17 protein-coding genes and 2 pseudogenes are annotated in these 21,675 nt (G+C 30.4%); 2 read left to right on the forward strand and 17 right to left on the reverse strand.

The features are described 5' to 3' along the window. Positions 1–5: 5 nt before the first annotated feature. The 14 genes and pseudogenes from lipA to miaB form a co-directional block, all read right to left on the reverse strand. Complete coding sequence (lipA, locus tag CF66_RS00085) at positions 6–971, reverse strand: lipoyl synthase (protein ID WP_016504006.1); 966 nt, start codon at positions 969–971, stop codon at positions 6–8. Positions 972–974: 3 nt separating this feature from the next. Next, positions 975–1,652 (reverse strand): lipoyl(octanoyl) transferase LipB, encoded by a 678-nt coding sequence (lipB, locus tag CF66_RS00090; protein WP_016504007.1) that lies wholly within the window; start codon positions 1,650–1,652, stop codon positions 975–977. A gap of 91 nt (positions 1,653–1,743) precedes the next feature. Further along, positions 1,744–2,025, reverse strand: coding sequence for a DUF493 family protein YbeD (gene ybeD / locus CF66_RS00095; RefSeq protein ID WP_016504008.1), 282 nt, complete (start codon positions 2,023–2,025; stop codon positions 1,744–1,746). Positions 2,026–2,092: 67 nt separating this feature from the next. Further along, positions 2,093–3,256, reverse strand: a pseudogene (locus CF66_RS00100) (serine hydrolase); the annotation flags it as partial. 96 nt (positions 3,257–3,352) lie between these two features. Next, complete coding sequence (locus CF66_RS00105) at positions 3,353–4,141, reverse strand: septal ring lytic transglycosylase RlpA family protein (RefSeq protein WP_016504010.1); 789 nt, start codon at positions 4,139–4,141, stop codon at positions 3,353–3,355. A gap of 9 nt (positions 4,142–4,150) precedes the next feature. Next, positions 4,151–5,272 carry a rod shape-determining protein RodA gene (gene rodA / locus CF66_RS00110; RefSeq protein WP_034411047.1) on the reverse strand — a complete coding sequence of 374 codons (1,122 nt, stop codon included), beginning with the start codon at positions 5,270–5,272 and terminating at the stop codon, positions 4,151–4,153. Between the two features lie 5 nt (positions 5,273–5,277). Beyond that, complete coding sequence (gene mrdA, locus CF66_RS00115) at positions 5,278–7,173, reverse strand: penicillin-binding protein 2 (protein WP_016504012.1); 1,896 nt, start codon at positions 7,171–7,173, stop codon at positions 5,278–5,280. Positions 7,174–7,301: 128 nt separating this feature from the next. Further along, complete coding sequence (holA, locus tag CF66_RS00120; protein WP_034411109.1) at positions 7,302–8,306, reverse strand: DNA polymerase III subunit delta; 1,005 nt, start codon at positions 8,304–8,306, stop codon at positions 7,302–7,304. After that, positions 8,296–8,835, reverse strand: coding sequence for an LPS-assembly lipoprotein LptE (locus tag CF66_RS00125; protein ID WP_052541642.1), 540 nt, complete (start codon positions 8,833–8,835; stop codon positions 8,296–8,298). Before CF66_RS00125 ends, holA begins: the two co-directional genes overlap by 11 nt. Positions 8,836–8,938: 103 nt before the next feature. Continuing rightward, entirely contained in the window at positions 8,939–11,521 is a 2,583-nt protein-coding gene (gene leuS / locus CF66_RS00130) for a leucine--tRNA ligase (protein ID WP_034411049.1), read from the reverse strand. Between the two features lie 135 nt (positions 11,522–11,656). Then, positions 11,657–13,201, reverse strand: a complete 1,545-nt coding sequence (gene lnt / locus CF66_RS00135) for an apolipoprotein N-acyltransferase (RefSeq protein WP_016504016.1) — start codon at positions 13,199–13,201, stop codon at positions 11,657–11,659. Positions 13,202–13,216: 15 nt separating this feature from the next. Continuing rightward, positions 13,217–14,119, reverse strand: coding sequence for a CNNM family magnesium/cobalt transport protein CorC (gene corC, locus CF66_RS00140; protein ID WP_034411051.1), 903 nt, complete (start codon positions 14,117–14,119; stop codon positions 13,217–13,219). Positions 14,120–14,194: 75 nt separating this feature from the next. Then, complete coding sequence (ybeY, locus tag CF66_RS00145; protein WP_034411053.1) at positions 14,195–14,641, reverse strand: rRNA maturation RNase YbeY; 447 nt, start codon at positions 14,639–14,641, stop codon at positions 14,195–14,197. A 116-nt stretch (positions 14,642–14,757) separates the two neighbouring features. Then, positions 14,758–16,077 (reverse strand): annotated as a pseudogene (gene miaB / locus CF66_RS00150) (tRNA (N6-isopentenyl adenosine(37)-C2)-methylthiotransferase MiaB); the annotation flags it as partial. 175 nt (positions 16,078–16,252) lie between these two features. On the opposite strand from miaB, the gene CF66_RS00155 reads away from it, so the two are divergent. Further along, a complete protein-coding gene (locus CF66_RS00155; RefSeq protein WP_016504020.1) occupies positions 16,253–17,404 on the forward strand; it encodes an FAD-dependent monooxygenase in 1,152 nt (383 codons plus the stop codon). A 102-nt stretch (positions 17,405–17,506) separates the two neighbouring features. On the opposite strand, the gene crr is transcribed toward CF66_RS00155, so the two are convergent. The 3 genes from crr to CF66_RS00170 all read right to left on the reverse strand — a co-directional run bounded on the left by crr (position 17,507) and on the right by CF66_RS00170 (position 20,213). Further along, positions 17,507–18,019 (reverse strand): PTS glucose transporter subunit IIA, encoded by a 513-nt coding sequence (crr, locus tag CF66_RS00160; protein ID WP_016504021.1) that lies wholly within the window; start codon positions 18,017–18,019, stop codon positions 17,507–17,509. A 68-nt stretch (positions 18,020–18,087) separates the two neighbouring features. Then, a complete protein-coding gene (ptsI, locus tag CF66_RS00165; protein ID WP_016504022.1) occupies positions 18,088–19,812 on the reverse strand; it encodes a phosphoenolpyruvate-protein phosphotransferase PtsI in 1,725 nt (574 codons plus the stop codon). 143 nt (positions 19,813–19,955) lie between these two features. Continuing rightward, positions 19,956–20,213, reverse strand: a complete 258-nt coding sequence (locus tag CF66_RS00170; RefSeq protein WP_016504023.1) for an HPr family phosphocarrier protein — start codon at positions 20,211–20,213, stop codon at positions 19,956–19,958. 696 nt (positions 20,214–20,909) lie between these two features. Between CF66_RS00170 and zipA the strand changes: the two genes are divergently transcribed. Continuing rightward, entirely contained in the window at positions 20,910–21,650 is a 741-nt protein-coding gene (gene zipA, locus CF66_RS00175) for a cell division protein ZipA (protein WP_034411116.1), read from the forward strand. The last annotated feature ends 25 nt before the right edge of the window (positions 21,651–21,675 follow it).

The following is a 21,675-nucleotide window of genomic DNA, read 5'->3' on the forward strand; positions in this document are numbered from 1 at the left end:
TATATTTATGTAATTTCTTTTCCCTTTGCCTGAAGATCAGCATGATATGATGAACGTATGAAAGGTCCACATGCAGCATGAGTAAAACCTAATTTAATAGCAATTTCTTTTATCTCTTTAAATTCTTCTGGTGTAATATAACGTTTAACAGAAAGGTGATGTTGGCTAGGTGCTAAGTATTGACCTATAGTAAGCATGCTTACTTCATGATTACGAAGGTGTTTGAGAACTTCTATGATTTCTTTTTTAGTTTCACCCAATCCCATCATTAAACCTGATTTTGTTGGAATATTTGGATTTTGTTCATTGAATTTTTTTAATAGTTTCAGTGACCATTCATAGTTTGCACTTGGTCGGACTTGGCTATAAAGACGAGGAATTGTTTCTAAATTATGATTAAAAATATCTGGTAAGTTGATTTTCATTAAATTCAATGCAACTTCCATGCGTCCCCGAAAATCTGGAACTAGTATTTCGATTTTGATTCCTGGATTTAATAAACGAATTTCACGAGTACAATCTGAAAAATGCTGTGCACCACCATCGCGTAAATCATCTCGATCAACAGATGTAATTACAACATAGTTTAGTTTCATATTTTTAATTGTTTCTGCAAGTCTTTTAGGTTCATCAGGATCTGGAGGGAAAGGACGACCATGAGTAATATCACAAAAAGGACAACGACGAGTACAAACTATACCCAGTATCATAAAAGTAGCCGTGCCACGATTAAAACATTCTGATAAATTTGGGCATGAAGCTTCTTCACATACTGAGTGGAGTCCATTTTTTCGCATTGTTAACTTAATTTGTTGAATGCGCCTATTATCTAATGGTAACTTTATTTTCATCCATTTTGGTTTTTTAAGCTTTTCTTTTGTTTCTTTGATCTTTATAGGCTTTCTGAATGAAATCGAAGCAATTTTATCAGCTCTATTAATGTTTTTGTTGATTTGAATTCGTTTCTTCATACTTTATAAACTAAAATATCTGTTTGTATATGTACTTAGATTTATATCTTTTATATAGATTATATCTTTGTAATTAAATAATATAATAAATTCTTTTATGATTTCTTGTTCTATATGGTTCAATTGTTTAGGACCTCCCAATTGACTAATTTGCACCATTTCCATATCGTGATAACCACATGGATCAATATACAGGAAAGGAGAAAGATCCATATTGACATTCAGAGCTAACCCATGGAAAGAACATCCTTTACGAATACGCAGTCCTATAGAGCAAATTTTTTTGTTATTAACATATACACCTGGTGCATTAGGTTGAGATATTGAATCAATATTATATTTTTTTAATGTATTAATCACGAGTTTTTCGATACAAGTCACAAAATCTCGAACACTTATTTTTTTTCTATGTAGGTCAATTAAGAAGTATACAATCAACTGTCCAGGACCGTGATAAGTAATTTTACCACCTCGATCACTTTTAATTAAAGGAATGTTAATATTATTAAATACTTGCTTTGTTGTATCTGATTGACCTTGAGTGAAAACCGGATAATGTTCTAAGAGCCAAAGCTCATCTAGATCTTTATTTGTGCGTTTATCAGTAAATTCTCTCATAGCACCCCAGATTTTTTTATACTCACACAGTCCAAACTTTTTGATAATAACTTGATTTTCCAATAATGACCTTTTTGTTTTTAATTTATTTTATATTATGTAGATACAAAAATATTAGAACTATCATAGAGTATATTTTAAAGTTTTACAGTTTTCATAACACTATACGAACAATACTTATTTCAGAGAAATCTTTATAAAGATTTTCTATTTGTTCAATAGAAGCTGCTACGATTCTGATAGAAACTGCATAGTAATTACCTTTAGTACTTGGTTTGATAGTTGTAGTATAATTACCGGATACATAACACTTGATCACGTTTGAAATGAGATTTATTAATTCAGGTTTTGCATCACCTATCACTTTATATGTAAATAAACACGGGAACTTGAGTAGATCTTTTAATTTTGTATCTAAAAAATTACTATTAACCATGAGAAGCACAACACCCAGTCTTCTCAGTATTCTCACTTGCAGTTGCTTTCGCATTTTCTAAGAGAGAAAACAAGTCTTTGAATAACAAAACCACATAATCCCAGAGACGACTTAATAGTCCTGCTTGTTGAACTTCGTTTAAAGTAAGTAGTGGATATTCAGCAATCTTATTACCATTCAATTCGTAGTAAAGTATACCTACTTGTTCTCCTTTCATTATTGGTGCTTCAAGATCTTTTTCAAGTACAAAACTTGCTTTCAAATTTTTAGCTTCTCCTTTAGGTAAAGTTACGTAAGTATTTTTATCAACACCTAAAGAAACAGTGTTATCTTTACCCATCCAGATTCTTTCTTCAACAAAAACTTTTCCTGCTTGATGTGGTGAAATTGTTTCAAAAAATCGAAATCCATAGTTGAGTAACTTTTTACTTTCAGATTTTCGAATTTCATTGCTTTCAGTTCCCATCACAACAGCAATTAAACGCATTTTATCTTGAGTAGCTGATGTAACTAAGCTATAACCTGAATTATTTGTATGAGCAGTTTTGATGCCATCTATATTAATACTTTTATCCCAAAGCAGACTATTTCGATTATATTGAGTAATTTCGTTATAAGTGAATTTTTTTTCTGAATAAATTTTATATACTTCAGGAAAATCTTGAATCAAAGCTGAAGAGAGTAATGCTATATCATAAGGTGTTGAATAAAGGTCAGAATTATCCAGTCCATGAGAGTTAGAAAAATGGGTATTAAGCATACCAAGGGAATCTGCCCAAGCGTTCATTAAATCTACAAAAGAATCTTCAGATCCTGAGATGTACTCAGCAATGGCAACACATGCATCATTACCAGATTGTATGATAATACCACGATTAAGATCTCTAACTTTAACTATATTCCCTACTTCTATAAACATTTTTGATGAATTAGGAAAATTTTTAGACCAGGCATTTTTGCTGATAATAACATCATCTTCTTTAGAAATGTTACCCTGTTCAAGTTCACGTCCTATAATATAACTAGTCATTATTTTAGTTAAACTTGCTGGAGGTAATTTAGTGTGCATTTGTTTTTCTGTAATTACTTTCCCTGAATGATGATCAACTAATATATAGCCTTTAGCTGCAATTGTTGGAGCATCAGGTACTATAATATGGGCAGTAACTAATGCTGAAAAAAGAAAAGTAGAAATGCTATAAACAGATTTTATTAAAGTGATTTTTTTCATAATTAACATGAGTATATTGGTTAGCTAGTAATTATTAAGTTTGCATTGTATTCTAACAGAAATAATATTTGAAACTAGTATTGGTTTTTACTTAGATTAACAATTATATTTTTTTATGAATGCTGAGTGATAACCAAGTACTTTTACTTGCTCTAAAGTTTTTTGAGTTAATATATAATTGTTAAACGGTCCTAAAAAAAATCGAAATGTTCTTTTATTGTGTGTGATAAAATTGTCTATTAATAATCTATTTTTCAATTTTTCAGATAAATTTTTTAAATATTGTTTATCTTGTGATGCAGCCAGTTGGATTACATAAGAGCATTTTGTTTTTTGTTGCATATCTTTAGGAGGTGCATCTATAGTTATTGCTTCAATAACTACATTAGCAACACCAGATTTTATCATATCTAATTTAGATGCAGATGCATAACTTAAATCAATAATGCGATTTTTCAGAAATGGTCCCCGATCATTAATTCGTACGATAGTTGATTTACCATTATCTAAATTGATAACTTTAACATAACTTGGAATTGGCAATGTTTTATGCGCTGCTGACATAGAGTACATATCGTATACTTCACCATTTGCAGTTAAGTGACCATGGAATTTTTCCCCATACCAAGAAGCTATTCCTCGTTCAGAAAAATCTTTAGTATTTTTTATAATTAAATAACTATTGCCATTTAAGGTATAATTTTTATTTCCAGCTATACTATATAATTCATATCTTGGGACTACGTCTTCAATATGGTGGAGTGATATAGGTTTTTTAGGAGCCAGATCATTATCAATACTATATCGGGATCTAGAGTGTAAACAGCCAGATAAAAGTAATATTTCTATTATAGTAATAAGTAAAAAAAAATATTTTTGTTTCATATTAATCTATTATATAATTTTTGAAAAAGCGTTTTTATGTGTAGAAATTGACATTAAAATGCCAAAACCAGACATTAACGTGACCATTGATGTACCACCATAACTAACTAGTGGTAAAGGAACACCCACTACAGGTAGAATTCCACTTACCATACCAATATTAACAAACACATAAAAGAAAAAACTTAATATAATACTGCCGGTAATCATACGACCAAATGCAGTTTGTATATTGCTTGCTAGATAAAGTCCTCGACCAATAATAAATAGATAGATAAAAAAAAGACCTAAAATACCAACTAACCCCCATTCTTCAGCAATTACGGCAAAAATAAAATCTGTGTGGCGCTCTGGAAGAAAATCTAGTTGTGATTGTGTTCCTTGTAACCAACCTTTACCTAAAATACCACCAGAACCAATTGCAATTTTGCTTTGAATAATATGATAACCAGCACCAAGAGGATCATACTCTGGATTAAATAAAGTTCTTACTCTCGTTTTTTGATATTCTAGCATTAAGAAAAACCAAAGTATTGGTAAAAATGCAGCTATGCTCAATAATGTAGCTGCAATAATTTTCCAACTTATACCTGAGAGAAAAATAACAAACATTCCCGATGCAGCAATTAGCATAGAAGTACCCAAGTCTGGTTGTTTAGCAATTAGCATTGTAGGAACAAAAACTATTATTAATGAAATTAATAAAGTATAAAATGTTGGAGGAAAGGTTTTATTTCCTATAAATCGAGCAATCATAAGTGGTACAGCTAATTTTAAAAGTTCTGAAGGTTGAAAACGAACAAATCCAAGATTAAGCCAACGCTGTGCTCCTTTAGTTGCTTCACCTAAAAGAAGTACTCCAAATAATAAAACAATACCAACAACAAACATTAATGGAGCAATAGATTCATAAGTTTTTGGTGATATCTGTGCTAAAAACAGCATAATTCCTAGTGATAATAGAATTCTTATCAATTGACGAACCATTATAGCTAAGTTTTGTCCACTAGCACTATACATAACAATAAGACCAAAACTTATAAGTAATAGAATCCCAAGAAATAGTAGAAGATCAATATGTAATTTTTGAAAAAAAGTCCTTTTTGGACCATGTAGTGTATTTAGTTGCATTATTATTAGTCTTTAAGATCTTTTTCTTTTCCTAAAATAGCACGATCAAATATTTTTCTAACAAATGGGCCGGCATGACTAGAACCACCTCCAGCATTTTCTAAGACTACAGTAACAATAAATTTAGGTTTTTTAAAAGGTGCAAAACCAGTAAATAAAGCATGATCACGTAAATGTTCTTCTAAATCTTCAGCTTTATATTCTTCATTTTCAGAAAGAGTAAATACTTGTGCAGTACCAGATTTTCCAGCACTTAAATATTTTGTATTTTTGAATGCCTTTCTAGCTGTTCCTTTTTTTCCGTGGTTTACAAGTTTCATCCCATCAGCTGCAATATTCCAATATTGTTTAGGTATACCTTTGATTGATGGATAGGTTTTGATTTTAGAAATTTTGGTTAAATTAGAATTATGGTCACTATCAATTATTGTCCGTAGTAAATGCGGAGCCATTACTTTGCCATGATTAACTAATATTGAAGTAGCCTTAGAAATTTGTATTGGAGTAGCAGTCCAGTAGCCTTGTCCAATTCCAACTGGAATAGTATCACCTTGATACCATGGGGCGTTGTAGCGATCCATTTTCCATGCTCGAGTTGGCATGTTCGCTTTACTTTCTTCATAAATATCGATGCCAGTATATTTTCCAAAACCAAACATCATCATCCATTTTGAAATTTTATCAATACCCATAGTATAAGCAATTTGATAAAAGAAAGTATCTACTGATTCTTCAATTGCCTTAGAAATATTTACTTCACCATGTCCAAAACGTAACCAATCTCTAAATGGTTTAGCATTAGAATTTGGAATGTTCCAGTACCCTGGATCATTTCTAGTTGTAGTTGGCGTAATAATCCCTTCCTCTAGTGCTGCAATTGATATGAATGGTTTTATTGTAGAAGCTGGTGGATATATACTAAGAGTTGCACGATTTACCAATGGCCTATTTTTATTATCAATAAGAGAACTGTATATTTTATTGGATATACCATGTACGAATAAGTTTGGATTATAACTTGGACTTGAAACCATGGCAAGTATACTATTATCACTAGGATTTAGTACAATAGCAGCACCTTTCCTTCCATTAAATAATCTATATATATATAGCTGAAGTTCAATATCTAGGTTTAGAATAATATTTTTACCTGGGATTGCTGGGACATGTTTTAAAATTCGAATAACATTTCCTTGACTATTAACTTCTACTTTTTGGTAACCTGAAGTTCCATGAAGAATTTCTTCATAATACCGTTCAATTCCAACTTTACCAATATTTCTTGTTGCTTGATAATTGGTATTTTTCCCTTCACGAATAAGTTTTTTCATATCTTCTTCATTAATTCTTGATATATAACCTATTATATGGGTTACTCCTTCTCCGTATGGGTAGTAACGTTTAAGACTAGCATTTACTGAAACTCCAGGGTATTTATGTTGATTAACAGAAAATTTAGCAACTTGTTCTGGTGTTAATTGAGTTAATAATGGTATTGATTTGAATCTTAGATTTTGATTTTGTCGCTGTTCTTTTTTAAATGCTTTAATATGTTCAGAAGTGATTTGAGGGAAAATTTGTTGTTGTTTTGCAATCGTATAATCTATATCTTTAACTTTTCCTGGTACAATTTCTAGTTGAAACACAGGACGATTTTCTGCAAGTAAATTACCATTTCTATCAAAAATTAACCCCCTATTAGGTGAAATAGGTACAATTTTAATTCTATTATCATTAGATCGGGTTTGATAATCTTGATATTGATTGATCTGAATATCATATAGGTTCAATAATAATAAACATGTTAATAGTAGAATAACAATAAAAGATACTATGGAAGATTTTTTAAAATATTGTAGTTCTATTTGATAGTCACGAATTGTCGTGCGTTTACGTAACATATGAATCTCGATGAAAATAACAGATATCAGTGGTTTACAATCTGCTTTCAGCAGATTTTTTTATTACTTGAACAATAATCAAGATATAGTAGATGTAGTCTAATTCCAATTATTTTTTATATGTATATTCACTTATATATGGACAGTTTTACACTAAGTTCCTGTAATATAGACCAAGGAGATAAATAGTGTTGAACTGTAGTTTTAGTTGCCATTTCACATTGTATAAGCAATTTTATCTGCATTTTGAGAATACTAAAGGAAAGTCTTGACAGTGCAGAAATATAAACATGGTGTTTAGAACGCCATATTTTATGTTTATCAAAAACTTGCATTAAAGTTGAGTTGTTAAGCTCATATTTCATTTGTAATAATTTTAATAGCTCTTTTTGAATAATTCTAATAAGAACGATTGCTTCTATACCTTCATTTTTTAATTGTCGAAGAATGCGTTGAGCTCGATTCGGTTTTGCTAAAAGCAAGGCATCAATCCAATGAAAAGAAGAAAAATGGTTGCAATGACTAAGCGATTCTTTTAATCGAGTTTCGTTGATTTTACAGTCTGGGTAAATTAACATAAGCTTTTCTAAGCTTTGAGAAAGCGCAAATAGATTACCTTCATACCATTGAGCTAGCATTTTTATAGTTTGGTTATCTACTTTTAAACCGAGTACTTTGCATCTAGCTTGAATAAATTGAGGGAATTGATGAATATCAGGCGTAAAGCAATGTATAAAACAACATTTAGATGTAAGTGGATTCAAGCATTGCTGGTTTTCTTTCAGTTTAGACAGTATTTTTCTGTGTATAATTAATAGAATATCATTATTCATCATTTTAATTAAGGTATTTACTTCTCTATTAATCTCTTCTTTTTTTTCGCAAATTTCTAGTTCAATAATACGTTTATTTGATAAAAGACTAAATGATTGACAATAATTAAACACTTGATTCCAATCTAGTTGACGTTCGATCTTAAAATATTGAAATTCATTAAAACCAACTTTTTTTGCTTTTTGATGAATTGCTTTTCGAGATTCTTCAATCAATAATGGTTCATTACCAAGTAATAAATAGATAGAGTAAAGTTGTTTATTTAAGCATTGTTGTAATTTATTTGCTTCAACTCTCATTATAGGTTGGTAATCCCTTTTTTTTATTTGCATTAATATTAGCTTTTAAACTAGCTATTTGACGTATAATTTGAATTGCAGTTAATTGATATATTTCGTTTTTAATCATGTTTTTTTTTACTAAGTTAGCTAATGGTATAAAAGAATTATCTAGATAGCTACGAGTTACTCTTGTAGACAAAGTTTTAGATGTTAATCCAGGAATTGTAATATTGTACTTGGTTAAAAAAGTTAGTTCCATCTCTGCAATATGCATATTTTGATATAGAGATAAGTTTTGATTATTTATTGTTCCACTAAGTATATGTAAACTAGGTATATTAGTTTCTTCTGGAACAATAAGAATTTTGTTTATACGTAATTGTTCTTTTAGTGCACGAGTAAATGTACTGTCTTGATTATAACTTATTAAAGATATTTTATTGAATGTTTCTGAAGATAGTTCATTATTACGGAAATGGAAACCACAAGCAGAAATTATATTTGTAGTTAAAACAATACAAATTATTTTTAATACAACGGAATACATCGTATGCTAACTTCTTTTATTAGAATTTAATTATGCTCTGTTTTGATAGTGATTTTTTACATTGTAATTGTATATGCTGATAAAGATCATATAGATAAGTATGTTAGTCTGTTACGATATTTATAAGTTTATTTGGAATATAAATTAGTTTATTGATACTCTTAGTATTAATAAACTTAACAATGTTTTTATGATTTAAAATTAACTGCTCTACTTGTTCTTTACTCGAATTAGCGGAGACGATTAGATTTGCACGTAATTTCCCATTTACTTGAGCTACGATAGTGATCGTATCATCTTCTATTAATGCTTTTTCATCAACTTTTGGCCATTTGGCTAAATCTATATCAGAGTTATCTAGTTTATTCCATAATTCATAAGAAATATGTGGAGTGATTGGATATAGCATAAGCACAATTGCTTTTAGACCTTCATCAAGAATAATACGATCTTGCATATTATCTTTAGGAGATCTACTTAGTTGGTTCGCTAGCTTCATAATTGCTGCAATAGCAGTATTAAATGTCTGTCTTCGTTCAATATCATCATTAACTTTAATAATAGTCCTATGTATAGCGCGGCGTGTTTTTTTTTGATTACTAGAGAGTTTAGCAACTTTTCCTATTTCAATAGGGCCTCTTTTTATATGTTCTCGTACTAATTTCCACATGCGATTAAGGAAGCGATTAGCTCCTTCAACACCAGATTCGCGCCACTCGAGTGTCATTTCAGCTGGAGAAGCAAACATTATAAATAAACGAACAGTATCAGCACCGTATTTATCTACCATTTGTTTTGGATCTACACCATTTTTTTTAGATTTTGACATTTTAATCATGCCTGAATGTTCAATTTTTCTGCCTTTTTTATCAATAATTTGTCTAATAACTCCTTTGTTATCACGTTTTATTGTAAGTTCAGAAGGTTTAACCCATTCCTTATTACCTTTATCATTTTTGTAAAAAAATGCATCAGATAAAACCATGCCTTGACATAACAGTCGTTTAAATGGCTCATCAGATGTTACGTAGCCATTATCACGTAGCAATTTATGAAAGAAACGAGCATACAGTAAATGCATACAGGAATGCTCTATCCCACCAATATATTGGTCTACTGGTAACCAATAGTTTGCTTTATCTGATTCAATAATATCATTGGCTTTTGGAGAACAATGACGGGCATAGTACCAAGATGATTCCATAAAAGTATCAAAAGTGTCAGTTTCACGTATTGCAGATTGACCTTTTAAAGTTGTTTTAGCCCAGTTAGAATCTTTATTATATGAAGTGTTTATATTTTTCATTATTACTTCTTCAGGAAGAATCACTGGTAGATCTTCAGTAGATACTGAATGAATTTTACCATCTTCTGTAGTTAACATCGGAATAGGAGCTCCCCAGTAACGTTGACGAGAAACATTCCAGTCACGCAATCGGAAGTATACAGTTTGTTTTCCTTTACCTTCTAGTTTAAGTTTTTCTAAAATTGCATTAGATGCTTCGAAGGAAGTAAGGCCATTGAATTCGCCTGAATTAAATAAGATGCCTTTTTTTGTGTACGGTCTCTTACGAGTATATGTTTTTTTTCCATTTTCTGGTCTAATTACTGGAGTGATCGCTAATCCATATTTAATCGCGAATTCATAATCACATTGATTATGAGCTGGTACTGCCATTATTGCACCTGTTCCATAGTTCATGAAAACAAAATTAGTTACATAAATAGGTATTTCACGACCATTTAATGGATGAATAGCTTTTAAGTTAGTGAACATTCCTTTTTTTTCCATTTTTGCTAATTTAGCTTCAGCTAATGTACTAGTATTAAACAGTTTTTTAATAAATTTAGATAAATTACAGTCAGTTTTTGATATTTTTTCAGCTAATGGATGTTCCGTAGAGATAGCGATATAGGTTACCCCCATGATAGTGTCAAGGCGTTTGGTAAATATTTTTAGTATCGTTTTTTTGTTTTTTATTGGAAAAAAAAGTTCGGTTCCTTCAGAACGACCAATCCAGTTACGTTGCATAGATCTTACCATTTCAGGCCAACCGTCAAGATATTCTAAACTATTGAGGATTTCTTCTGCATATGTGCTAATTTTGATAAACCATTGAGGGATTTTTTTTTGTTTAATAGGAGTATCACAACGCCAACATAGTCCTTGTTCTGCTTGTTCATTTGCTAGAACAGTCTGATCATTTGGACACCAGTTTACTAATGCAGTTTTTTTATAGACTAAATTTTGTTTATACAGCATAACAAAAAATTTTTGTTCCCATTGATAATACTCAGGTGTACATGTTGAAAATTCTCGATTCCAATCGTAACTAAATCCTAAACGTTTAAGTTGTTTTCTCATGTATTGAATATTTTTATAAGTCCATTTAGAAGGTGCTATATTATTTTTAATTGCCGAATTTTCTGCTGGTAAACCAAAAGCATCCCAACCAATTGGCTGCATTACATTTTTTCCTTGCAATCGTTGGAAACGAGATATTACATCACCAATAGTATAGTTGCGTACATGTCCCATATGAAGGTTACCGCTTGGGTAAGGAAACATTGATAGACAGTAAAATTTTTCTTTATTTAAATCTTCTTTAGCTACAAAGGTTTTATTATTTTCCCAGTGTTTTTGAACTTTTTCTTCAATATGATGTGGATTATATTGCTCTTGCATTTAGTAGAATCCGATCTGTTTGGAATTTATTAGTATGGAATAGGATAGAGTTTTTTACTCAGAACATCTAAAGTTAGGTAATATAGTAATACTATATTTTACTTTCAAAAGAAACAAGTCTATTAGATCTGAATATTACTTGAAATGAGCTATTTGCTTTAGATTAGGAGCATATTGTTTAAAGAAACTAACAAATAAACTTAGAAATACTAATATATATAAAGGCCAAGAACCTATAAACGTATAAGGTGTTTTTCCGTACGTTGAAGTTAATTCTGTTTTAAGCACTGCTGTTTTAAATTGAGCAATTTTTTTTATAATATTACCATTATGATCAGTTATTGCTGTGATTCCGTTATTGGTGGCGCGAATTAAGGGTTTTCCTAGTTCTTTAGCTCGCATTCGAGCAATATTCATATGTTGAAATGGCCCTATTGAGTCTCCAAACCAAGTATCATTTGAAAGGGTAAGAATAAAGTCTGTATCATTTGTGATATTTTTTCTTAGTCTTTCATTAAAAATAATTTCATAGCAAAGTGCTGGAGCCATATATGTGCCATTAATATTTATGTTCTTTTGAATAAAATTACCTTGGCTAAAAGAGGACATAGGTAAATTTAAAATTGCTCCAAATGGTTTTAAAATATTTCTAAATGGAATAAATTCACCGAAAGGAAGTAAGTGATATTTATTATAACGTTGATTTGAATTACGATCATATTTTTCTGGTTTTTCATTTCCAATTACCAATATGCTATTATAATGCTTAATCTTATCTTCACTTCGACTTAGTATACCAGTGATAATTGAACTATTATGAGTTTTTGCAGATAGATCTAGGTATTGAAGGAATAAAGGAATTTCATCTTCAAAAGCTGGAATTGCAGCTTCTGGCCAAATAATTATATCTGAATCCCAATTTTTTTGAGTTAAATCAGTGTATTGAATAATTGTTGGCCATCGTTGATTGGGCAACCATTTAGTAGTTTGATCTATATTGCCTTGAATGAGAGCAATTTTAGTTACGTTATTAGGATTTACTGTTACCCAATCTATGTTATTTAGAATACATCCAGTCATCATAGCTACAATTGGGATTAGTAAGGTTATCCAAACTTTTTGTATAATAGAAAATGCTATGGATGAAGAGCAAAGAATAACTATAAATGTTATAAATTCTACTCCTCCTAAAGGAGCAAAGTTAGCTAGTGGAGATTCAATTTGACTATATCCTAGCCACAGCCAAGGAAAACCAGTCATTATCCAACCCTGTAACCAATCAAAAATTAACCAAAGTGAAGGTATCGCTAAAAAAAAACGTATCTTATTATTTTTTGAAAAAAACTTATTTAATGTCCAAGAAAAGAAAGCAGAATAAGTAGAGAGATAAGCAATTAGTAATATTACTAAAAAAAGACTAGTAAATTTATTCATGTCACTAAAATTGTAAATGCTAGAATGTATCCAGCTTATGCTTGTTGAAAATTCTCCTATACCCCATGCATAACCAATTAATAGTGCTAATTTTTCAGAACATTTATTTAGAAGTAAAAATAGAAATAAAGGGCTAATAATAGCAAGAGGCCAATTTTTGTATGGAGAAAAAGATAAAGTTACTACCATTCCAACAAAAGCAGCTGAAATAGTTTTCACTAGCAAAGTAGTTAGGTTTGAGGTCATGTTTTATTTTATAATTTAAGGAGTTGTTTTAGATAATTTTATTGATGGTTCTTTTTCAGGAATAGTAACTTGTAGTTGTATCACACGTCTGTTATTGGCTGATGTAATTTTAAAGCTATAATTATCAATTATTATCACTTCTCCACGGGATGGTAAATGCCCTAATGCTGTCATTACTATACCACCTATTGTATCGACTTCATCATCACTGAAATGGGTGCTGAACATATTATTAAATTCATCAATAGTAGTTAATGCTTTTACAGAAAATGTTCGCTTGCTTAATTTTTTGATTTTTACTCCTTCTTCATTGTCAAATTCATCTTCAATTTCACCAACAATTTCTTCAAGGATGTCTTCAATTGTAACTAAACCTGAAACTCCACCAAATTCATCTACAACAATAGCCATATGATATCGTTCTTTACGAAATTCTTTAAGTAAGCGATCAACACGTTTGCTTTCTGGAACTACCACAGCAAGACGTATGACTTGCTCTATATTAAAATTAGGACTATTTGAACCTAAATATTTAAGTAAGTCTTTAGCTAATAGTATACCCTCAACATGATCTTTATCTTCACTAATTATTGGATATCTAGAATGTTGCGCATTAGTAATTAATGCTATTAGTGTATCTAAATCATTGTTTTTATCTATAGTAACCATTTGTGATCTCGGGATCATAATATCCCGTACTCGCATTTCTGAAATTTGAATAACACCTTCTAACATATCACGCGTGTCATGATCAATTATATTATTTTTTTCTGAATCACGAATTGTATCTACTAACTTTGAAAGATCTTCAGATTTACCTTGAAAAATATTTAGGATTTTAAAGAAAGATTCCCTATTCCAATTAGTAAATTTTAATTTCTTTTTTTCAGTGGAAAAGGATGAGTTATCTTCGTTCATTATTCTCTCTAAAGTTTAAATACTCTTATTTAAAGCATTATGTTTAATATAAATTTATTCCCTTACTTTGTATTATTAGAGGTACGGGTCTGCAAAGCCTATTTTTTTTATAATAGTTGTTTCTAGAAATTCCATTTTTTTAGCTTCATTATCCTTGATGTGATTATAACCTAATAAATGCAGGCTTCCATGTATAATCATATGAGCCCAGTGAGCCATTAAAGGTTTATTTTGTTGAATGGCTTCTTGTTCGACTACTTGTCTACAAATTACTACATCACCTAATAGGTTTGATTTTATATTGAGAGGAGCTACAAAAGGAAACGAGAGTACATTAGTTAATGTTTTTTTCCCTCTATATTGATAATTTAAATTTTGGATTTCTTTTGAGTCTACAATGCGAATGGTGATTTCGCTATAAGGTTTTATTATCAAAGCTGTTAACCATAGATAAATAGTGCGTTTAGAAGGAAGTCCATTATTGTTTTTAACAGCTAATTGTAGATCGAGTTTGATTGTCATTGCTTGTTTTCACTTTCATTTCAAGAAATTTATACTGGTGTTCTAATTGTTTTAAATTATTTATCAATAAATAATTTATTGATTACAACTACTCATTAACCAAAACATCATTGGTTAATGAGTTTACCCTGAAGAGAATGTGATAATATATCTGTAATTTTCACATCAATAAATTGACCAATCAAATCTAAAGAACCTTTAAAGGTCACAACGCGATTATTTTCTGTTCGAGCATATAAATAGTCAGAAGATTTTTTAGATAAACCTTCCACTAGTACTCGTTGTTTAGTATTAAGCATACGATTAGAGTAGTTAATTGCTTGATTATTAATTGTTTTTTGTAGTTTATATAATCGATTTTTTTTAACTTGTTCAGGGATATCACACGGATAAGTCGACGCAGGTGTTCCAGGACGAGGTGAGAAAATAAAACTGAAACTCATATCAAAATTGATATCTTTTATAAGTTTCATCGTATCTTCGAAATCTTTATCTGATTCTCCAGGAAATCCAACAATAAAATCAGAGCTGATCTGTATATTTGGGCGAACTTCACGCAGTTTTCTAATAATAGATTTATATTCAATAACAGTGTGTGAGCGTTTCATCATAGTTAATATTTTATCACTACCACTTTGTACTGGTAAGTGTAAAAAACTGGCAATTTTAGGTGTGTCTTCATAAACAGCAATAATATCATCAGTGAATTCTATTGGATGGCTTGTAGTAAAACGAATACGTTCTATTCCTCGAATTGAAGCTACTAAACGTAAAAGTTCTGCAAATGAACAAATCTTACCGCTATGAGTTAATCCTCTATAGGCATTAACATTTTGTCCCAATAAATTTATTTCACGTACCCCTTGTTCTGATAATTGATTAATTTCAAAGATTATATTATCTATTGGACGACTCACTTCTTCACCACGAGTATATGGCACTATGCAATAACTGCAATATTTTGAACATCCTTCAATAATAGATACGAAGGCTGTGGCATTTTTTGTACGAGGAGCAGGTAAACTATCAAATTTCTCAATCTTGGGAAATGAAATATCTATGATAGGTATTTTATTATTCATAGATTCTTCAATCATTTTAGGAAGCCGATGTAATGTTTGTGGACCGAAAATGATATCAACGAATGGTGAACGTTTTCGAATATTCTCTCCTTCCTGCGTAGCAACACATCCACCAACACCTATAATTAGACCTTGTTTATTGTTTTTTAGTTTTTTCCAACGTCCAAGTTGGTGAAAAAGCTTTTCCTGTGCTTTTTCTCTGATAGAACAAGTGTTTAGTAGTAATACATCTGCTTCATCTGGTCTTTCAGTTAATTCATAATTGTTGCTGACATTAAGTAGATCAATAATTTTTGATGAATCGTATTCATTCATTTGACAGCCCCAGGTTTTAACTAGAAGTTTTTTGTTCATTTTATTCCCATTTTAATTTCAATTTATTATAAGCATAATATGTATAAAGTTATAAAAAATAAATTTTTTGATAACTCTAAATTGTTTCGTGTGATATGTTGATTGTTATGTTCTAAATAATTAAGTGGTATAATTAAAATTAAAAACTTATTATAGCAAAAGTTCTGAATTGAAAATGACTCATTATGATATAATTGTAATTGGCAGTGGTATGATTGGTACTGCTGTTGCATTAGGTTTTGCCAAGCAAGGTCGCCAGGTTATGATAGTTGAACATTATCAATTAGATAAATTTATAGCTAATCAACCGATGGACCTTCGAGTTTCTGCTATTTCTCAGGCATCAGTACAATTATTAAAGCAAATTGGTGCTTGGGATACAATTATGGATATGAGAGTATGTCCTTATCGTCGATTAGAAACCTGGGAGTTTTCAGAGAATCGACTTTGCTTTGATAGTCAAATTATGGGTTTATCCCAGCTCGGTTATATTATAGAGAATCGAATAATTCAATTAGGTTTGTTAGAACAATTTTCTAAATATGAAAATTTAGTGATTTCTTGCCCTGACAAGCTTAAACACATAGAATTCAATAGCTCTAATAATAGAGTATTTTTAGAATCCGGAAAAAAACTTATAGCTAAATGGGTTATTGGTGCTGATGGTAGCCATTCTTTAGTTAGAAAATTAGCTAATATTAGAATTATTGCTTGGGATTATCGACAATATTGTCTTTGTATTAATGTAAAGACTGAATTATCTCAGCAAGATATTACTTGGCAGTATTTTACTTCTAGCGGTCCTCGCTCATTTTTGCCACTATGTGGGAACCATGCCTCATTGGTTTGGTATGATTCACCAAATCGTATTAAAGAACTGTTTTCTATGAATTCAAAGCAATTATGTCTTGAAATTATGGAACATTTCCCTAAAAATCTTGGAAAGATCCAAGTATTGGAAAAAGGGTTTTTCTCTTTATTAAGGTCCCATGCTCGGAAATACTTAAATAAAAGGTGTGTATTGGTTGGTGATGCAGCTCATACAATTCATCCTTTAGCTGGTCAAGGAGTTAATATGGGTTTCAAAGATGTTTCTTCTTTATTAAAAATAAGTGATAAAGTTAAAATAGATGAAGTTTTGTTTTCACAATATGAGGAGCAACGACGATTTGATAATTTACTAATGCAAAATGGTTTAGAATTACTTTATCAAGGGTTTGGCAATGATATTTTACCATTAAAAATTGCGAGAAATGCTATGATTAAGTTTATTGATAGTTCAAAAATTATTAAGAAACGGGCACTAAGGTATGCTTTAGGTCTATAAACGATATGAATTCATAGTCTTAAAAAGCTAGTAGAACATACGTAACTACAATCTAAAACAGTGCTCCACTAGCTTTTTAACGTGTTTCATGTTAATAAAATATTATTTACATATTACATGTAATATTGAAGTTTCACCGACAATTACAGGACCAGAAAATTTATGCAATTTTTTGATTTTATCCATATTAGAAATAACGACTGGAGTTAAAGTAGACTTAGCTTGTTTTTCTAGAAATGGCAAATCGAATTCAATAATTGTTTCCCCCGCTTTTACCAATTGTCCTTCTCGTGCTATACGTTTAAAGCCTTTACCTTTTAATTCAACTGTATCAATTCCAAAGTGAACAAATAGCTCAATACCATTGTTAGATTTAATAGAAAAAGCATGATTTGTCTCGAAGATTTTACCAATAATACCGTCAACTGGAGATGTCATTTCTTCATTAATAGGTTTAATAGCAATGCCGTCACCAACAACTTTTTCAGCAAAAACAACATCTGGTACATCTTCTATATTTACAAGATTGCCAGATAGAGGTGCAATTATTTCAGTAAAATTAACATGTTCACTACTATCTGATACCAGGTTTTTTATCTTGTTTAAAAAACTCATTATGTCATGTTCCTCCCAATGTTTATTTTTTCCCCTAGCATATTTCTTATGATTTAATATTAGTAGATTTATCTGAGTTTTTTAGATATAAATTGTTCCGTATAAGTTTTAATCTCATTAGATGTTGAGAAAGAAAGGATATCCTTTGCCATTGTCTTCATTTCTTTAAATTTTAAATTTCGGATAACATTTTTTACTCTTGGGATAGAAGTTGCACTCATTGAGAACTCATTCAATCCCATACCTAGTAATAGTGGTGTTGCTTGTTCATTTCCTGCCAGTTCACCACACATACCAGTCCATTTACCTTCAGAATGAGAAGCATCAATCACTTGTTTGATCATAGTTAGTACTGCTGGTGATAATGGATCGTATAAATGCGATACTGACTCATTTCCTCGATCAACAGCCAATGTATATTGAGTTAAATCATTTGTTCCAATAGAAAAAAAATCAACTTCCTTTGCTAGGTGCGATGAAATAGCTACAGCAGCTGGAGTTTCAATCATTATACCAATTTCAATTTTTCTATCAAATCTATACTTTTCACTGCAAAGCTCTACTTTATACTCTTCAATTGCTTTTTTAAGCTCACGAATTTCTTCAACAGAGATAATCATAGGAAACATAATTCGTAATTTCCCATATATGGAGGCGCGTAGAATGGCACGTAATTGATCACGTAAAATATTACGATGATTTAAACTAATTCGTATAGCACGTAGTCCTAGAAATGGATTCATTTCTTTTGGTAAATCCATGTACGCTAAATCTTTATCACCACCAATATCCATAGTTCGGATAACTACTGATTTTCCATTCATTAATTTTGCAACTTGCTTGTATGCTATATATTGCTCCTCTTCAGTTGGAAAAGAATTACGGTCCATAAATAAAAACTCAGTACGATATAAGCCAATACCTTCAGCTCCATTATCAACTATATTATCACATTCCTTAGGACTTCCTATATTGCCACATATTTTTATTCTATGATTATCTAAAGTTTTGGCTGGAAGAGTTTTTAATTTTGTTAATTTTTCTTGTTTTTCTATAAATATATTTTTGATTGTTTTTGCTTCATAAAGTTCACTTTCAGATGGGTTTATAATAATTTTATTATTTATAGCATCAAGTATTAGTATATCACCAGTCTTGACTTGTTCTGTAATATTATTAGTGCCAACAATAGCTGGAAGTTCTAGAGAACGAGCCATAATTGAAGTGTGTGAAGTAGAACCACCAATATCACAGATAAATCCTATGACGTAATTTAAATTGATTTGTGCTGTTTCAGAGGGAGTAAGATCATGTGCTACTAAAATAACCTCTTCTTTGATGTCACATAAAGATATAATATCGCTACCTTGAACATTTTTTATAAAACGTTTTTTTATATCGCGAATGTCTATCGCACGTTCCTGTAAATATGTATCTTTTAAAGATTCGAGTGTAGATGCTTGTTTTTCAAAAACGGTGTGAATAGCATTATCAGCATGCATTTTATCTTGTTCAATAAGTATCAGAATCTCTTGTTCTAATTCTTCATCTTCAAGAAGCATGATATGACCTTCAAAGATTGCTTCTTTTTCTCCACCAAATGTTTCAAGTGCTTTTTGCTTGATCGCTTTTAATTGTGATGAAGATTTATTACGTCCGTCAAAAAAGCGTTGAATTTCAACTTTAATTTGATCGTTTGAGATAGAGCGTGTATTAAGGGAAATATCATCTTCTTTGAGGAGTAATGCCTTACCGAAAGCAATACCTGGAGATGCTAGGATGCCTGAAATCATAGCGTTACCTTAAATTGGTTAATTGTATAGACGGTAGAGAATGTAAAATACTAACTACGAGGTATATACATTTTTTCTATTTTTATTTAGCATAGCTAAAATACCTTTATTAGAAATGAGTTTTATATACATTGAAAAAAAGTCTAGTGTAGCTTGTTTACTAGATTGGCTAAATGCTCTACAGCTTGCTGAGCTTGTGGTCCTTCTGCTGCAATAGTTAATTCAGTTCCTTTTACTAATCCAAGAGTTTGTAGTTTAAATAGGCTTTTAGCACTAGCACTTCTTCCATTAGAAGTTACAGTAATATTTGCATCAAATGATTTAGCTTCTTTAACAAATTGCGCAGCAGGACGAGTGTGAAAACCGTTTTCGGCAGTGATTTCTACTTGTTTCTCATACATTATTATATACCCCGATTGATTTTAAATTTAGCTCTCTTAAATAAGCTAGTTCCTTCTTACTTGGCGGAAGAGTAGCATATTTTATAATTAAAACTACTATTTGTTTTAGGTTTCGAAAGTAGTAATATTTAGTACTATTGTAAGCCTATAATGATTTATCATGTTTATTTAAAATTGTAAAAAAATTAATGCCGATGCTACGTCACAGAAGGTAAAAAAACACTTAAACTTGTTAATTTCTTTTAGAAGTAATCTATTAACTATAGGTTTCTTTTACTTTGGTATTTCAAATTTTCATAAAGATAATAACCATTTTTTCAAGAAATTTCAGTTTTTAATCAAAAGTGAAGTTGATTATATAATATAGTTTTGTATAGTCATAACTCTTATGCATTGTTTATTACTATAAATAATTTGATAATCATTAAATCAGATATGAAAGATATGTATATACTTAGCATACTATTTAGCAATAAAAATTAGTTGTAATTAAATTTGCTTGATTGAGAAAATATTTAGAACTTTATTTAAAGATAGGTAGAGCAAGAGTTGATAGATTAGCGATATCTGATTTCCAATTTTGTAGCGTTGTAATTATAATTTTCTATTTCATATATTGTTTTTTACCTATACTATAAAAGTTAGAAATTGCTTTTGAATCAATTTCATAAAGCAAAAAATATATGGAAGAAGGAAATGCACGAATTGCGATTAGTACTTATTGTTGTTGGCGCACTAGCTATAATTGGTTTATTAGTGCATGGTTTTTCAACGAAAAAAGGGACTCGTATTAGATTTTATAATCGGTCAATCATCAATTTGAGTAATACAACTAAAAAGAAAGGGAAAGGAACAGTTTTATCACAAGTACATAATACTAATCATAAATCTAAAGTAAAAAAACCTAATGCTTCAAAATCGTTGGAGTTAAGTCCATCTGTAGAAACTATTCAAAATACTCCTTTTTCAGATATTCTTAATACTCCATCTGTTCAAGATACCTCAGAATCTGATGTTGAGGTAATTATTATAAATGTTCACTCTCTTGGTGATAAACCTTTCATTGGTAGAACACTATTTGCAAGCATAGAAAGGAATGGTCTCTTGTATGGTGATATGGATATTTTCCATCGTTATTCCGATTTATCTAAGAATAGTAAGTCATTGTTTAGTGTTGCTAACATGATAAAACCAGGAACATTTAAGAACGTTGACTTCAATACTTTTAAGACTCCTGGACTTTCTTTTTTTATGACTTTGCCTTGTTTTTGGGAAGCACATCAAAATTTTAAACTCATGCTAAAAACTGCTCAGCAAGTTGCTGATGACTTAGGGGGTAACGTATTAGATGATTCACGCAACTTAATGACTCCAGACCGTTTGCTAGCTTATAGAAAGCAAATTCAAGATTTCAAAATTACAATGCAAGCTAAATAGTAATTATTTCTAGTATTTATTTTTG

This window comes from Candidatus Photodesmus anomalopis, assembly GCF_000731785.2.
In the GTDB taxonomy this organism is placed as follows: Bacteria; Pseudomonadota; Gammaproteobacteria; order Enterobacterales; family Vibrionaceae; genus Vibrio; species Vibrio anomalopis.

What these genes read in the sequence shown, in the direction of transcription:
- ptsI (WP_016504022.1), bottom strand. Translation starts at nt 19,812, where the DNA reads ATGATTTCAGGCATCCTAGCATCTCCAGGTATTGCTTTCGGTAAGGCA.
- crr (WP_016504021.1), bottom strand. Translation starts at nt 18,019, where the DNA reads ATGAGTTTTTTAAACAAGATAAAAAACCTGGTATCAGATAGTAGTGAA.
- rodA (WP_034411047.1), bottom strand. Translation starts at nt 5,272, where the DNA reads ATGCAACTAAATACACTACATGGTCCAAAAAGGACTTTTTTTCAAAAA.
- zipA (WP_034411116.1), top strand. Translation starts at nt 20,910, where the DNA reads ATGCACGAATTGCGATTAGTACTTATTGTTGTTGGCGCACTAGCTATA.
- holA (WP_034411109.1), bottom strand. Translation starts at nt 8,306, where the DNA reads ATGAGAGTTGAAGCAAATAAATTACAACAATGCTTAAATAAACAACTT.
- lnt (WP_016504016.1), bottom strand. Translation starts at nt 13,201, where the DNA reads ATGACCTCAAACCTAACTACTTTGCTAGTGAAAACTATTTCAGCTGCT.
- leuS (WP_034411049.1), bottom strand. Translation starts at nt 11,521, where the DNA reads ATGCAAGAGCAATATAATCCACATCATATTGAAGAAAAAGTTCAAAAA.
- CF66_RS00170 (WP_016504023.1), bottom strand. Translation starts at nt 20,213, where the DNA reads ATGTATGAGAAACAAGTAGAAATCACTGCCGAAAACGGTTTTCACACT.
- CF66_RS00125 (WP_052541642.1), bottom strand. Translation starts at nt 8,835, where the DNA reads ATGTATTCCGTTGTATTAAAAATAATTTGTATTGTTTTAACTACAAAT.
- ybeY (WP_034411053.1), bottom strand. Translation starts at nt 14,641, where the DNA reads ATGACAATCAAACTCGATCTACAATTAGCTGTTAAAAACAATAATGGA.
- lipA (WP_016504006.1), bottom strand. Translation starts at nt 971, where the DNA reads ATGAAGAAACGAATTCAAATCAACAAAAACATTAATAGAGCTGATAAA.
- corC (WP_034411051.1), bottom strand. Translation starts at nt 14,119, where the DNA reads ATGAACGAAGATAACTCATCCTTTTCCACTGAAAAAAAGAAATTAAAA.
- CF66_RS00155 (WP_016504020.1), top strand. Translation starts at nt 16,253, where the DNA reads ATGACTCATTATGATATAATTGTAATTGGCAGTGGTATGATTGGTACT.
- CF66_RS00105 (WP_016504010.1), bottom strand. Translation starts at nt 4,141, where the DNA reads ATGAAACAAAAATATTTTTTTTTACTTATTACTATAATAGAAATATTA.
- mrdA (WP_016504012.1), bottom strand. Translation starts at nt 7,173, where the DNA reads ATGTTACGTAAACGCACGACAATTCGTGACTATCAAATAGAACTACAA.
- ybeD (WP_016504008.1), bottom strand. Translation starts at nt 2,025, where the DNA reads ATGGTTAATAGTAATTTTTTAGATACAAAATTAAAAGATCTACTCAAG.